At 60.9% G+C, this 15,108-nt stretch carries 11 protein-coding genes; 4 read left to right on the forward strand and 7 right to left on the reverse strand.

The features are described 5' to 3' along the window. Positions 1 to 24: 24 nt before the first annotated feature. Positions 25 to 1,515, reverse strand: coding sequence for an L-piperidine-6-carboxylate dehydrogenase (amaB, locus tag H8S56_RS09135; protein WP_187518455.1), 1,491 nt, complete (start codon positions 1,513 to 1,515; stop codon positions 25 to 27). A gap of 247 nt (positions 1,516 to 1,762) precedes the next feature. Between amaB and H8S56_RS09140 the strand changes: the two genes are divergently transcribed. From H8S56_RS09140 to H8S56_RS09150, 3 genes are all read left to right on the forward strand, one after another. Next, on the forward strand, positions 1,763 to 3,010 hold the full coding sequence (locus H8S56_RS09140) for a 2-aminoadipate transaminase (protein WP_024695437.1): 1,248 nt from the start codon (positions 1,763 to 1,765) through the stop codon (positions 3,008 to 3,010). Between the two features lie 46 nt (positions 3,011 to 3,056). Beyond that, complete coding sequence (gene hglS / locus H8S56_RS09145) at positions 3,057 to 4,439, forward strand: 2-oxoadipate dioxygenase/decarboxylase HglS (protein ID WP_187518456.1); 1,383 nt, start codon at positions 3,057 to 3,059, stop codon at positions 4,437 to 4,439. 1,155 nt (positions 4,440 to 5,594) lie between these two features. After that, the gene (locus H8S56_RS09150; protein ID WP_024688377.1) at positions 5,595 to 6,923 is read left to right on the forward strand and encodes a DUF3100 domain-containing protein; all 1,329 of its coding nucleotides are present in this window, start codon (positions 5,595 to 5,597) and stop codon (positions 6,921 to 6,923) included. A 126-nt stretch (positions 6,924 to 7,049) separates the two neighbouring features. Here the strand turns inward: H8S56_RS09150 and H8S56_RS09155 are convergent, their stop codons facing one another. Then, the gene (locus H8S56_RS09155) at positions 7,050 to 7,955 is read right to left on the reverse strand and encodes a LysR substrate-binding domain-containing protein (RefSeq protein ID WP_024688378.1); all 906 of its coding nucleotides are present in this window, start codon (positions 7,953 to 7,955) and stop codon (positions 7,050 to 7,052) included. Positions 7,956 to 8,082: 127 nt separating this feature from the next. Here H8S56_RS09155 and H8S56_RS09160 point away from each other — a divergent pair, with 127 nt between their 5' ends. After that, positions 8,083 to 9,459 carry an L-serine ammonia-lyase gene (locus H8S56_RS09160; RefSeq protein WP_187518457.1) on the forward strand — a complete coding sequence of 459 codons (1,377 nt, stop codon included), beginning with the start codon at positions 8,083 to 8,085 and terminating at the stop codon, positions 9,457 to 9,459. A 317-nt stretch (positions 9,460 to 9,776) separates the two neighbouring features. Here H8S56_RS09160 and H8S56_RS09165 read toward each other — a convergent pair whose 3' ends face one another. From H8S56_RS09165 to epsC, 5 genes are read right to left on the reverse strand one after another with little or no spacing between them, the layout of a single operon-like run. Then, the gene (locus H8S56_RS09165) at positions 9,777 to 10,934 is read right to left on the reverse strand and encodes a M20 aminoacylase family protein (protein ID WP_024688380.1); all 1,158 of its coding nucleotides are present in this window, start codon (positions 10,932 to 10,934) and stop codon (positions 9,777 to 9,779) included. Between the two features lie 5 nt (positions 10,935 to 10,939). Further along, positions 10,940 to 12,457 (reverse strand): aldehyde dehydrogenase family protein, encoded by a 1,518-nt coding sequence (locus H8S56_RS09170; RefSeq protein ID WP_187518458.1) that lies wholly within the window; start codon positions 12,455 to 12,457, stop codon positions 10,940 to 10,942. Between the two features lie 3 nt (positions 12,458 to 12,460). Next, positions 12,461 to 13,351 (reverse strand): NAD(P)-dependent oxidoreductase, encoded by an 891-nt coding sequence (locus H8S56_RS09175; RefSeq protein WP_187518459.1) that lies wholly within the window; start codon positions 13,349 to 13,351, stop codon positions 12,461 to 12,463. Between the two features lie 14 nt (positions 13,352 to 13,365). Continuing rightward, positions 13,366 to 14,259, reverse strand: coding sequence for a VOC family protein (locus H8S56_RS09180; protein WP_187518460.1), 894 nt, complete (start codon positions 14,257 to 14,259; stop codon positions 13,366 to 13,368). An 18-nt stretch (positions 14,260 to 14,277) separates the two neighbouring features. Further along, a complete protein-coding gene (gene epsC, locus H8S56_RS09185; RefSeq protein ID WP_187518461.1) occupies positions 14,278 to 15,042 on the reverse strand; it encodes a serine O-acetyltransferase EpsC in 765 nt (254 codons plus the stop codon). Between the last annotated feature and the right edge of the window lie 66 nt (positions 15,043 to 15,108).

Genomic DNA, 15,108 nt, shown 5'->3' on the forward strand with positions numbered 1-15,108 from the left:
CGAAAAACTCCAGCCATGCCCGAATCAATCAAAGACGATGCCCTGAGCCAACGGCAGCTCGCGGGAGTAGTTAACGGTGTTGGTCTGCCGACGCATGTAAGCGCGCCATGAATCGGAACCCGACTCACGACCGCCGCCGGTTTCCTTCTCGCCACCGAATGCGCCACCAATTTCCGCACCGCTGGTGCCGATATTGACGTTGGCGATGCCGCAGTCACTGCCTGCGGCACTCTGGAACGCCTCGGCTTCACGCAGGTCGGTGGTAAAAATGCACGACGACAGGCCTTGTGGCACTTCATTGTTCAGGCGCAGCGCTTGCTCGAAGTCATCATAGGCCAGCACGTACAGAATCGGCGCGAAGGTCTCGTGACGCACCACGTCGCTCTGACCCGGCATTTCTGCGATGGCCGGGGTAACGTAATAGCCGTTCGGGTATTTATCCTGCAATTGACGCTCGCCGCCGAATACCTGGCCACCCTCGTCACGGGCCTTGGTCAGCGCATCCTGCATGGCCGAGAACGCCTGCTGGTCGATCAGCGGACCGATCAGATTGCCTTCACGTGGATCGCCGACGCGCACCTTGGCGTAGGCGGCCTTCACCCGCGCAACCACTTCGTCCTTGATCGAGCGATGCACGATCAGACGGCGCAGGGTCGTGCAGCGCTGCCCTGCCGTGCCCACCGCACTGAACAGAATGCCGCGCACGGCCAGGTCCAGGTCGGCGCTCGGGGCAAGGATCATCGCGTTGTTGCCGCCCAGTTCCAGAATGCTGCGACCGAAACGCGCTGCCACGCGAGGACCGACTTCACGGCCCATGCGGGTGCTGCCGGTTGCGCTGATCAGCGGCACGCGCGGGTCATCGACCAAGGCCTGGCCTGCATCACGATCACCGATCACCAGTTGCGCAAGGCCTTGCGGTGCATCACCAAAAATCTTCAGTGCCTTGTCGAACAGCGCCTGACACGCCAGCGCGGTCAGCGGCGTCTTCTCCGACGGTTTCCAGATCACCGGGTTGCCACAAACCAGCGCCAGCGTGGTGTTCCACGCCCAGACGGCGACCGGAAAGTTGAACGCGCTGATCACACCGACCACGCCCAGCGGGTGCCAGGTTTCACGCATATGGTGACCGGGACGCTCGGAAGCGATGGTCAGACCGTACAACTGGCGCGACAGGCCGACAGCGAAGTCGCAGATGTCGATCATTTCCTGCACTTCACCCAGACCTTCCTGAGTGATCTTGCCGGCTTCAACCGACACCAGTTCGCCCAGTTGAGCTTTGTGTTCACGCAGCACTTCACCAAAGATGCGTACCAGCTCGCCACGGCGTGGGGCCGGTACGGTACGCCATTTCAGAAACGCTTCATGGGCCGTGCCGATACGCGCCTGCACCTGAGCGCTGCTTTCCAGCGTGACCGAAGCGATCTGGCTGCCATCGATAGGGGTGTGGACGGGGTAAGTTCCATCCGTGTAGGCGCTTTTCGCCACGCCCAGATTTGCTAACAATTCGGCAACCATGCTGATTCTCCTGTCATGACAAGGGTTGAAATCATTGATGACCCAGTATCGACCCGTTCAAGGACTGCTCACAAACGACGTTTTCGAAAAACATGATTCCTTTTAGGAATGAACTTTGCCTACCTCAGGGCATTAAAAGCCTTAACTTCCTGAATTATTGGAATGACCCAGTGATTTTATTTCGTTTGCGAGCGACCTGACTTGTGCGTTTGGATAGGCCATCACGCAACCGTCGCAGAGCCTGTCCATGAGCGAACACATCAGCGAGTCCATTTCCTTTGTCCACAGCATGACGCTGTCCCACGGCCGCAACGCGGAAGTCTGGGACATTAACGGCAAGCGCTACATCGACTTTGTAGGCGGCATCGGCGTGCTTAACCTGGGGCATTGCAACCCGCAGGTGGTCCAGGCGATTCAGGAACAGGCAACCCGGCTGACCCACTACTGCTTCAACGCTACGCCGCACCAGCCTTATCTGCAGTTCATGGAAAGACTGACGCAGTTCATACCCGTGAGTTATCCGTTGAGCGGCATGCTCACCAACAGCGGCGCTGAAGCCGCGGAAAATGCTTTGAAAATCGTCCGTGGCGCGACGGGGCGCACCGCCGTCATCGCCTTCGACGGCGGCTTTCATGGCCGCACGCTTGCCACCCTGAACCTCAATGGCAAGGTCGCGCCTTACAAACAAAAAGTCGGCGTGTTGCCGGGGCCGGTGTTTCATATCCCGTATCCGAGCAAGGACAACGGCGTGACCACCGAGCAAGCGCTCAAGGCCATGGATCGTCTGTTCAGTGTCGAGATCGACGTCAACGACGTGGCGTGCTTCATGTTCGAACCCGTCCAGGGCGAAGGCGGTTTTCTGGCCATGGAGCCGGACTTCGCTCAGGCGCTGCGCGCGTTTTGCACCGAAAAAGGCATCGTGCTGATTGCCGATGAAATCCAGTCGGGCTTTGGTCGTACCGGGCAGCGTTTTGCGTTCAGTCGTCTGGGCATTGAACCGGACCTGATCCTGCTGGGCAAAAGCATCGCCGGGGGTATTCCGCTGGGCGCGGTGGTCGGGCGCAAGGCGTTGCTCGATAACCTGCCCAAAGGAGGACTGGGCGGCACCTATTCCGGCAACCCGATTGCCTGCGCGGCAGGCCTGGCGTCGCTGGCGCAGATGACCGACGAGCATCTGTCGAGCTGGGGCGAGCAACAGGAAAGCGCCATCGTGTCGCGCTACACCGCCTGGCAGGCGAGCAAGCTCTCGCCGTACCTGGGCAGGTTGACCGGTGTCGGCTGCATGCGCGGGATTGAACTGGCGACACCCGATGGCGCTCCGGCGACAAAACAACTCGCCGAACTGCTGACCTCGGCCAGAGAAGCCGGACTACTCTTGATGCCCAGCGGCAAATCGCGGCATATCATTCGGCTGCTGATTCCCCTGACCATCGAGCCCGACGTGCTGAACGAAGGGCTGGATATTTTCGAGCGTTGCCTGGCGGCGCTGGCCTGAATTAATGACCGATCAAGACCGGGAAGAGTACGGAGAGACAACCCTGATGAGCACTGCACGCTTTGCCAATCCTGACGACATTCGCGCGGGCTTCTCCCGCGCCATGTCGCAGATGTACAAGGAAGAAGTCCCGCTGTATGGCACGCTGATGGAGCTGGTGAGCGAGGTCAACGACCGGGTCATGAGCCGTGACCGAAGCGTGCTGGACAGCCTCACGCAGACCGGCGAAATCCAGCGACTGGACATGGAGCGTCACGGCGCAATACGGGTCGGTACTGCTCAGGAGCTGGCCACCCTCGCCCGCCTGTTTGCGGTCATGGGCATGCAACCTGTGGGTTATTACGACCTCACGCCTGCAGGCGTGCCGGTGCATTCGACGGCCTTTCGCGCCGTGCATGAACACGCATTGCAAGTCAGCCCGTTTCGCGTGTTCACCTCATTGCTGCGTCTGGAATTGATCGAAAGTGACAGCCTGCGTGAGTTTGCCCGTCAGGTGCTCGCCAAGCGTCAGATCTTCACCGCGAAGGCGCTTGAGCTGATCGACAGGCACGAGCAGGACGGCGGCCTGAACGATACCGATGCAGCCGAGTTCATTCAGCAGGCGCTGGAAACCTTCCGCTGGCACAGCACGGCCACGGTCTCGCTGGAAGACTACACACAGCTCAATGCCCAACATCGTTTGATCGCTGATGTGGTGGCGTTTCGGGGGCCGCACATCAATCACCTGACCCCACGCACACTGGATATCGACGCTGTGCAGTCGGGCATGCCCGGCAAAGGCATCACGCCCAAGGCGGTGGTCGAAGGCCCGCCGCGCCGCCGCTGTCCGATCCTGCTGCGCCAGACCAGCTTCAAGGCGCTGGATGAGCCGATCACCTTCGTCGGCCAGGGCGTCAACGAGTCAGGCAGCCACTCGGCACGCTTTGGCGAAATCGAACAACGCGGCGCAGCACTGACGCCCAAGGGCCGAACGCTGTACGACCAGTTGCTGAACACAACCCGCGATGAGCTGGGCGCGTTTCCCAATGAAGCCAACGCGTTGCGCTACGCGGCGTTGATGGAGAAAAACTTTCAGGCATTCCCCGACAGCTATAACGAGATGCGCGCTGAAGGCCTCGCGTACTTCCGTTACTTCCCGACCGAGCAAGGGCTTGCAGCGCGCGCAGACGCAGGTGCTGACCTTGAGCAACTGATCCAGGCAGGTCACGTGCGTTTCGAGCCGCTGGTGTACGAGGATTTCCTGCCGGTGAGCGCGGCAGGCATCTTCCAGTCCAACCTGGGCGACAACGCACAGACGCATTATGCGATCAGCTCGAACCAGGAAGATTTCCAGCAGGCGCTGGGTCGCGAGACGCTTGATGAGTTGACGCTGTATGCCGAGACCGAACGCAGGTCATTGGAGGCGTGCATGAAAGCGCTGGGGCTGTGACCTTATAGATGCGGGAAACAGCAAATACATAAGTGTGGGAGATACGGCCGCCTTTTCGGGGCTGAGCTGTCTCGCGGCCAACACCGGACCTCGTGGGAGCGAGCTTGCTCGCGAAAGCCGTGTTTCACACGCAACATCTCGACTGGATGTACCGGCCTCCTAGCGGGCATGCTGACCATGGCGTTGCGCGTCACAGGGGTTATGGAGTGCGGATTCAGTGAACCGAGTGCCTGGCTCAGGTCACCTTTGCGCCCTTACGGCGCCCTACTTTGAGGGACCAAAGTAGGCAAAGTCCCAAGCTCCGGTTCCGGCCCCGGCTTCGCCGGGGTTCCTTCGTCCTGTCACTGATTCGGGGGTCGCCGCAAATGGGCCATCCATGGCCCAGTGCGGCTCAATCGGCATCCCTGCCGATTGCCCCCCGAATCAGCGCCAGGACTCAGCCTTCACCCGCGTCGCGATCGGCGGTGTTCCCACTGCCGCGTAAAAAAAGCGTGCCAATGCTGCTGCGTTTTTTGGAAACTCAGAAGACTCACTTTAGAACGTCTGACTGGATCACGATGAAACCCAGTGGGAGCGAGCTTGCTCGCGAAAGGGCCATTCCATCCAATCGAGAGGTTGTGCTTGAACAATAGCCTTCGCGAGCAAGCTCGCTCCCACAATGTCCGGTGCTTGCTGCTCTACAGCGCTACGTCGAAGATGCAGTGAGGCCTCCCACGACCTTGTGTTTGCTGCGAGCCAGCGTGGTGTCGTGGACCGGCAGTATCTCCCAACAGGTTACGCGTTCAGTCAGCCCCTGCCGTTTTGAGCCTGCAAAAAACGCCCTGAACCTCCCCTTTCAGTGTTCTCTTTAAAGCAACGATAAATAAAATTCGCAATATTGGTGTGCAACCTCACGCTATGCATACTGCGATGGCACGAGTGCCCTGAACGCGGTTGTTCGAAAAGTTCAACATCGCTTGCAGGATTTCTCCAGCAAGGCTCGAAGCAGCCTGGGTCCGGTCATTCGGGCCTCATAAAAATACTCGGCCCGACAACGGCCTCCATGACTCCATGGACTTCAAACGCTGCCCTGGCGCGTCACTGCGCCTACCTGAAAAAAACAGAATAAAGATTGATAAGGCCTGAAAAGGTCATTCAGCAGGCAAGGGGATCATCATGCAAAACGCACACACCGCCGTGGTGGGCGACAAACAGGCCGTTTCTTCCACGGTGAAACTGTATGTCTGGGCCGCCATCATCCTCGTTATTGCCGAAGCCATTGGTGCCTTCAGTATTCCGCTGGGCCCTGGCAAGGTGGTCCTGCTGCCGATGGTCTGGGCATTACTGCTGGGCGCGATGATTGGTATCGCCAGTCGCCGCCTGCCGGGCACCATCGGTATCGATCACCGCACGCAACTGCGCTCTGCTTCGATTCTGCAACCTGCTCTGCTGATCTTTATCGCCAAGCTGGGGCTGGTGGTCGGCGGCTCGCTGCCGGTGGTCTTCGCCTCAGGTTGGGCGCTGGTGTTCCAGGAATTCGGCCACTTCGTCGGCACGGTGATTCTAGGTCTGCCGGTCGCGCTGATGTTGGGTATCAAGCGTGAAGCGATTGGCGCGACCTTCTCGGTCGGGCGCGAACCCAGCCTGGCGATCATCGGTGAGCGCTACGGCATGGATTCCCCGGAAGGACGCGGCGTACTCGCCGAATACCTCACCGGTACGCTGTTCGGGGCGCTGTTCATCGCCATCGTGGCCGGCTTCATTGCCAGCCTCAACATCTTCCATCCCAACTCACTGGCGATGGGTTCCGGCATCGGTTCAGGGAGCATGATGGCTGCCGCTGCGGGCGCGATTGCGGCTCAACAGACACCGGAAGTGGCCAAGGAAGTCATGACCCTGGCGGCGGCATCAAACCTGATCACCACCACCATCGGCACCTACTTCACGCTGTTCATTTCGTTACCGCTGGCGGTCTGGGGCTATCGGGTACTTGAGCCGCTGATCGGTCGCACCACCAAGGCGTCGATGAGTGAGGAAGGTCTGCGTCACAGTGACGTATCGCTCGATGTGCCGGAACTGGGCTGGTCGGGCAAAGTCAGCGCGTGGCTGGCTGCAGGTGCACTGGCATTGATCGCCAACTACGTCGGCTACAAAACGCTGTCTGCGGATGCGTTCACCGGTATCGGCATCATGATCTTCTGCGCCTTCGTCGGTGAAGCGCTGTGCAGCCTGATTCGCCGCAAGATTCCGGCGGTCTGCATGGTGTCGCTGGTGGCAATGTTCCTGACCTCTCCGGCCTGCCCGTGGGCGGCGGAAATCGCTCGCCTGACCAGCTCGATCAACATGCTGGCCGTGATCACTCCAATGCTGACCTTTGCGGGCCTGTCGATTGCCAAGGACCTGCCGGCATTCCGTCGCCTGGGCTGGCGCATCGTGCTGGTGTCGTTCCTGGCCAACTTCGGCACCTTCATCGGTGCGGTGTTGATTGCCGAGATGTTCCATTGATTTGATCGCCCTACCGGAGCCTGAAAGTGGGAGCGGACTGGTCCGCGAAAGCTGTATTTGAACCGCTAACGCTTTAGCGGATATACAACCTTCTCGGACCAGTCCGCTCCCACAGCACGACCCGTTTCACGCCTCGTCTACCAGCCAGTCATGCACTGCCCGGCGAGCCGGGGTTGTCAGGGCACCTTCGCGGTAAGCCAGAACGTACTTCTTGCGGGCCTTGATCGGGTGGCCGAACGGCACGATCAGCAAGCCCTGCTCCAGCTCATCGGTGATCAGCGCCTTGCGGGCGATGGCCACGCCCATGCCCATCCGGGCGGCGTCGATGGTCAGGTGGTTGCGGTTGAAGGTGTGGCCACGGCGCACGTCGATGCCATCGGCACCAATCGCCGTCAGGTAAAACTCCCACTCTGCGTATTCATAGCTGCCGCGCCAGGCGGTGATGTCGTGCAGCAATGGAAAGTGCACCAACTGGCTGGGCGTATCCAGCGGCGGCTTGCCTTCCAGCAGTTTGGGCGAGCAGACCGGGAACAGTTCTTCCTCCAGCAAAGGCGTAGTCGACAGGCCCGGATAGCTGCCGTCGTTCAGGTCGATGGCCAGGTCGAAGTCGTCATCGCGCAACGAGCCGCTGCTGTCTTCGGCAATGATTCGAAACTGAATGTCGGGAAACGCCTCCTGCAAGCGTGGCAGGCGCGGCATCAACCATTTGCTGAGAAACGACGGAATGCAGCGCAGCTTGAACACCCCGCCGATGCGTCCGGAATACAGCAGGCGTAACTCTTCGCTGATACGGCTCTGCACCTCGTTGGCCACCACCGCCAGACGCTGCCCTTCAGCGGTCAGCTCAAGGCCACGGCCGACCCGATGAAACAGCGCAAACCCCAGCCGTTCTTCGAGCTGGCGCATCTGCTGGCTGATTGCGCCTGGCGTGACGTGCAGCTCCTCGGCGCAGCGCGTAAAGGAAAGATGTCGGGCTGCGCAGGCAAAGACCTGTAACCAGGCGTGCATCTGTGCATTGAAAATTCTGCTCATTGAAGAGTTCCGCTAAAGCGTTGCATAGGAACAATCGTTTGTCGTTTTGACAGCTGAAGCCAAAGATGAAAGCCAGAAAGAAGGAGTTTCAACTCCTCTGCATCATCTCATTTGAAGGACCTCCGTGATGGCTATCAGCGTCTTCGACATGTTCAAAATCGGCATCGGGCCGTCCAGCTCCCATACCGTCGGGCCAATGCGGGCCGGCGCGTTGTTCGTCACCGACCTGCGTAATCAGGATCGCCTGAGCAGCGTGGAGCGTGTCGAAGTGCGATTGTACGGCTCTCTGTCCGCCACCGGCATCGGTCATGGCAGTGATCGTGCGACGGTCATGGGCTTGATGGGCGAATGGCCAGACCAGATCGATCCCAGCCAGGTCAACCAGCGCATCGACGCGTTGCGTGCCGACGGCAGATTACTGCTGGCGGGCGAACAGACCATCACCTTCGTCTGGGAACGCGACATGTGCCTGCTGGAGGAAAGCCTGCCGTATCACCCTAACGGCATGACATTGTGCGCCTATGGCAAGTCGGGCGAGTTGTATGAGCAAACGTACTACTCGGTGGGTGGCGGCTTCGTGATCGATGCCGCACAGGCGGCCAGTGGCGTACTGGATGCGGATGATACTGTCCTGCCTTACGACTTCTCCAGCGGTGCGCAGTTGCTGAAACTGTGCAAGACCCACGGCCTGAGCATTTCCGAACTGATGATGGCCAACGAGAAGGTCTGGCGCAGTGAGGAGGAAATCCGCTCGCGCATCATGGTCATCTGGGCCGCGATGCAGGCCTGCGTCAACAAAGGTCTGCTTGAGACCGGCATTCTGCCCGGCGGTCTGAACGTGCGGCGTCGTGCCTATCGCTTGCATCAGAGCCTGCAGAACCTCGACAACCCCAACGTGATTGGCTCGACCCTCAGCGCCATGGAGTGGGTCAACCTGTTTGCGCTGGCCGTCAACGAAGAGAACGCCGCAGGCGGCCGCATGGTGACAGCGCCGACCAATGGCGCGGCTGGCATCGTGCCCGCCGTGCTGCACTATTTCATGAAATTCAAACCCACGGCCAACGATGACGACGTGGTGCGTTTCTTCCTGAGCGCTGCTGCGGTAGGCATTCTGTGCAAGAAAAACGCCTCGATCTCGGGCGCTGAAGTGGGTTGCCAGGGTGAAGTGGGTTCAGCCTGCGCGATGGCGGCTGCGGGTCTGGCGGAAATTCTCGGTGCGACGCCCGAGCAGGTGGAAAACGCTGCCGAAATTGGCCTGGAGCACAACCTGGGCCTAACCTGCGACCCGGTCGGCGGACTGGTTCAGGTGCCCTGCATCGAGCGCAACGCCATTGCCGCCGTGAAAGCGATCAATGCCGCACAAATGGCATTGCGTGGCGACGGCGAGCACTTTATCTCGCTGGACCACGCCATCCGTACCATGCGTGACACGGGCGCGGACATGCACGACAAGTACAAGGAAACCTCACGCGGCGGCCTGGCAGTCAATTTGATTGAGTGTTGATCTGCGCATTCGACGGGTATCACGGGGTTTGACAGGGCTTCCTTAGCACCTGCTGCCTCTTATCCAAAACCCGACGGCCGAGAAAGCGCTCAACTCTGCTTCTGCCCGCAGGGCGTGGGAGCTTTCGGAGGTTACGACGGCAGCGATGGGCCGCGCAGCGGCCCTTGATTACACCTGATACACCGTATGCGCAGGCCTTGCTGCCGGTGCCCGGCAGATCGCCGGCAAGCCGCCTCCCACTGTCCGGTTTTGCTGAGGGTTTGCCGAGAGACAGCGCCTTGTCATCGACAGGCGCAGTCTCCAGCGGTGCGCCTCAATCACGCCACCGGCAAACACTGCTCCACCAACGACGTCCAGACCTTCACACCCGGCTCGATCACCTGATCGTTGAAGTCATAATACGGGTTGTGCAGCGCGGCTGATGGCTTCTCTCCGTCAACGCCCATCCAGATATAGGCACCCGGGCAAGCGTGCAGCATGAAGGCGAAGTCCTCGGAGGCCATGGACGGGTTGCAGCCCCATTGCACGTTGGCTTCACCGACCGCCGCGACAGCGGCACGACGAATCGTTGCAGCGGCTTCGACGTGGTTTTCGGTGACAGGATAGCCAACGTTGTAGACCAGCTCCCCACGCACGCCGAACGCCATCGGCAGGCGCTCGACGAACTCGCCGATCCATTGCTGGACCTTTTCCCGCACCGGGGTTTGCAGACAACGAACGGTGCCTCGCAACACGGCCGTTTCCGGCAGCACGTTGATGGCCTCGCCTGCGTTGAACTGGGTGATGCTGACCACCGCGGAATCCAGCGGCGAAAGGCGTCGGGAGACGATGGTCTGCAGACCCAACACCAGTTCGGCGGCGGCCACGATCGGATCGTTGCCCTTGTCGGGCATTGCGGCGTGGCTGCCCTTGCCGGTCAGGGTGATTTCGAAGGTGTCCAGCGACGCCATCATCGGCCCCGGATTGACCACCACTTTTCCGGCAGGCACGCCCGGCCAGTTGTGCAGACCGTAAATAGCATCCATCGGGAAGCGCTCGAACAACCCGTCCTCGATCATGCGTTGTGCGCCGCCGAGGTTTTCTTCGGCAGGCTGGAAGACGAAATGCACGGTCCCGCGAAAGCGCCGTGTCTCGGCCAGATGCCGGGCGGTGGCGAGCAGTATCGCAGTGTGACCGTCATGCCCGCAGGCGTGCATGCAGCCCTTGTGCGCGGACTTGTGCACGCTGTCGCCCAGCTCCTGAATCGGCAAGGCGTCCATGTCGGCACGGATGCCGATGGTCGGGCCATCGCCGGTACGCAAGGTACCGACCACGCCGGTTCCGCCCAGGCCACGATGCACCTCAAGGCCAAAGCCGGTCAGCAGTTCAGCCACCTTGTCGGAGGTTTTCAGTTCCTGAAACCCCAGCTCCGGGGCCGCATGAATCATGCGGCGCCAGACGGTGGCTTCTTCGATCAATGTCTTGGCAATAGTCATGTCGATCACTCCAGGCTCGCGCCGTAACCAAAGCTGGCGGCGGGTTTGGCGGCGGTCTCGACCCAGACGCTTTTCACTTCGCTGTATTCGCGCAGCGCATCAAGACCCGAAGAACGACCATAGCCGCTTTCACCGTAGCCGCCAAATGGCGAGCTGACGTGAATGGTCTTGTAACCGTTGACCCAAAACGTACCGGCACGCACCTGTTTGGCCACGCGGTGAGCACGCCCCACGTCACGCGTCCAGACGCCACCGGCCAGGCCGAAGCGGCTGTCGTTGGCAATGCGGATAGCGTCTTCTTCGTCCTTGAATGGAATGGCCACGACCACCGGGCCGAAGATTTCTTCCTGCGCGCAGTACAGGTCGTTGGTACCCGCCAGCACGGTCGGGTTGATGTAGTAGCCCGGTTTGTCCGGGATCGGATCGGCATGTTCACCCACCAGCCTGGCGCCGTCTTTCAAGGCGCGCTCGACCATGGTTTTCACATGGCTGTACTGCTTGGCGTTGTTGATCGGGCCGATCTGGGTTTCAGGATCGCTTGGGTCGCCGACCTTGAATTGAGTCGCAGCGGTGGCCAATGCGTGGGTGAATTTTTCGAAAATCGATTCCTGCACCAACAGGCGCGAACCGGACACGCAACTCTGCCCTGCCCCGGAGAAAATCGCAGCCTGAGCGCCACGCAAGGCGACGTCCAGATCGGCGTCGTCGAAGACGATGTTGGCCGACTTGCCACCCAGCTCCAGCACCGCCGGAATACAGCGCTGCGCGGCCGCGACGGCAATGTGACGACCGGTAGCGGGCGAGCCGACGAACACGACTTTGCGAATGTCGGCCTTGGCAATGAATGCCTGACCTATCGAATGACCGAAACCGGCGATCACGTTGACCAGCCCTTTGGGCACACCTGCGCGCTCGATCAGCACGCCGACCACCAGCGAGCTTAACGGCGTCAGCTCAGAAGGCTTGAGGATGACCGCGTTACCCGCCGCAATCGCCGGAGCGATCTGCCAGCCGCAGGTGAAGATCGGCGCGTTCCACGGGGTAATCTGCAGCACGGTGCCCAGCGGCTCGTAGGTCACGTAGTTCAGGTGCGTAGTCGGCACCGGAATAATCTCGCCGTGCAGCTTGTCGGCCCAACCGGCGTAATACTCGAACATCTCGGCGACCTTGAGCACTTCAACGCGCGCATCGCGGATCGGCTTGTTGGCGGTCAGGGATTCGATCTGGGCGAGGTTTTCCTGCGCTTCACGGATCAGGTTGCCGACCTGGTACATCGCACGGCCACGCGCCTGTGCCGTCAACGCCCACCATTGAACCTGCGCGGCCTTCGCAGCGCTGTCGGCCTTTTCCACCAGCGACTCGTCGGCATCGGGAAAGCTCAGCAACAGGCTGTCGTCGTGGGCATTGCGCACTTCAACCGGCGCGCCATGGCCTTCGATGAACTCACCGCCCACGTAGCTGGCGATGACACTGCGATCGCCCCAGTAAGGACGCATCAGTTCGAGGATTTTTGCAGTGCTCATCACTTATTCTCCGTGACCGTAAAGTTTGGCATCAGTGCGTTGCACGATGGCGCAGAAGTCTTCGTTGTCTGCCAGGGTTTCGCTGCTGGCTTGCCACAATTGCGCAACCACACGCGACAACGGCAAGTCCATGTCCAAGCTATCCGCCAGAGCACTGGCAAGGCCGACGTCCTTGCGCATCAGGCCCATGGTGAAGCCCGAGTCGTAAGCCTTGTTCAGCACCCACGTGGGAAACATGACCTGCGTCGCGCCGCTACGGCCGGAACCGGCGTTCAGACCTTGCAGCAGCTTCTCCGGGTCGACGCCCGCTTTGGCAGCCATCGCGACCGCTTCGGCGGTGCTGATCAAATGGCAGGCGGCAAGCATGTTGTTGGCGATCTTGGCCACGTTGCCCGCGCCACACTGACCGACGTGAACACGGGGGCCGCTCATGCCCTCAAGCACTGGCATGGCCCGCGCCAGATCGGCGTCTTCGGCACCGATCACCATCGACATGGTGCCGGTGGCCGCGCCTTTGGGGCCGCCGGACACCGGCGCGTCGATGAAGGCAATCCCGGCCTTGGCCAGTTCCGCAGCGACCTTGCGGCTCATTTCCGGCGTCGAGGTGGTGGTATCGACGACAATCAACCCTTTGTGGCCCACGTCGAGAATGCCACCTTCGCCGAGGCAGACCGACTCGACATGCTCGGCCTTGGGCAACGACAGGATCAGGATGTCCACGCTCTGGATCAGTTGTTTACGGTCAGCGACCGGCTTGACGCCTTTGCTTTCGGCCGCGGCCAAGGCGGCGTGCGACAGGTCAAAACCACTGACATCAAAGCCTTTGCCCGCCAGCGTCGCGGCCATGCCGCCGCCCATATTGCCCAGTCCGATCACACCTGTTTTCAAAGTCATGTTCTGCATCTCGATTAGAGGTTTTGTACGAATTCAAGAATGACGTTGCCCGCCGCCTGCGGCGCGACCATGACGCGTCCGGGCACCTGCACGTGCGGCACCTGGTTCTCGGCAAGAATGCTGCGCAGCGTGTCGAGGCTGGTGGTGTGCAGGCCGATGGCGATGGCGTGTGGCCGTTCGCGCCGGGCGCTTGGCAGTGGCATGTCGGGGTAGTGAAGCGCAGCCGTCGCCGCGTCCATCGCACGCAATACGCCACACCGGGTGTCAACGAGCAGCACACCGTCCTGCCAACGCAGCGCAGCATCGCCGTACAGCGCTCGCCAGCGGGATTCAAGCTGTGCGGGGTCGGCCAGATAAGTGACGCTGACAATGCCGTCCACCGCGTTGGGATGTTGCTGCCACCCCGGCACCCAGATCAGTTCGGGACGGTGCTGATGGCAGATGAAATTCGAGGCGTCAGGCAGTTCCGGGTCGATGAACAGGCCCAGCGAAACCACCGCCTCGTCGGGACGTCCGTCCGGCAGGGTCATGGCGCGACGGAAGTCGATTCGTCCCTGACTGGGCAAACCGGCCTGCACCAGCCGTGCGTGGTCGGCATCGGCGTCCTTGCTGTGCAGCGCAACCAGCGAGACACCCTCTTCGCCGCGCTCCAGAAACTCGCCCAGCTGACGCCCGAAGCAGAAGCCGTTGACCGAGCCGGTGCCGAAGAGCGAGGCGTCGTGAATGCCGATCAACTCGATGAAATTGCTTTTGAACATCATCAGTGAGGTCACGCTGCCCCAAGGGTGGTAGCTGACCGGCGACGGCGCGAAGCCCATGCGTCGATACAGTTCAAGCGTGGCGGCATGGTCACGTACGGTGACCAGTGGATGATCAATGCCTTGTGGAAACTGAGCGACGGCTGCCATGTGCGGTTTCTCCCTGAATCAGTCTTGAGACTTGCTGGTGAAGGTCGCCAGCGAATCCGGTGCGCGGCCGATGACTCTGGCCGGCGTACCCGCCACCACGACCCCGGCTTCAACCGGTTTGAGCACCACAGCACCTGCGGCGACGATGGCGCGCTCACCCACCTCGATGTTGCCGAGCACTGTGGCGCCCGCGCAGATCAGTGCGCCACGGCGGATCTTCGGGTGACGGTCCCCCGCCTCGCTGAGCGTGCTGCCCAGGGTGACGCCGTGCCAGAGGCTGACTTCGTCCTCGACGACAGCGGTTTCGCCGATCACCAGGCCGACGCCATGGTCAACGAACAGCCGTTTGCCCAGCCGTGCGGCGGGGTGAATGTCGATGGCCCAGGTGTTGGCCGCCCAGTTCTGCAGCAGGACGGCACTTTGAACATCGCCGTCGTTCCACAGGGCATGGGCGATGCGATACGCCTGCACCGCCTGAATGCCGCGAAAGGTCAGAAAAGCCGTGAGATGATCGGGACAGGCTGGATTGACGATCACCAGATGGTCGATGTCCGCCGCTGCCGACTCGGCAATCTCGGGATGCGTTTGAAAAATGGCGCTGAACCAGCTGACCAAGTCTGTCGCTGCCACGTGGACCTGCAACGGGTTGGCCAGATTGGCGGCGAGGGCGGATTCGAACGACGCATGCGTCAACAGTCGATCATGACCGTAACGACCGAGTACCGGGTTGCGTTCGCCCAGCTGTTTTGCCTGGTCCCGCAGACGCTGCCAAAGAGCCTTCATACGCCCTCCCTTGTGCTGATGATCGAGTATGGACAGCGCTCTACCCTCTCAGCAATAATCCAGAAA

The sequence above is a fragment of the Pseudomonas triticifolii genome (genome assembly GCF_014358015.1).
Taxonomy (GTDB): Bacteria; Pseudomonadota; Gammaproteobacteria; order Pseudomonadales; family Pseudomonadaceae; genus Aquipseudomonas; species Aquipseudomonas triticifolii.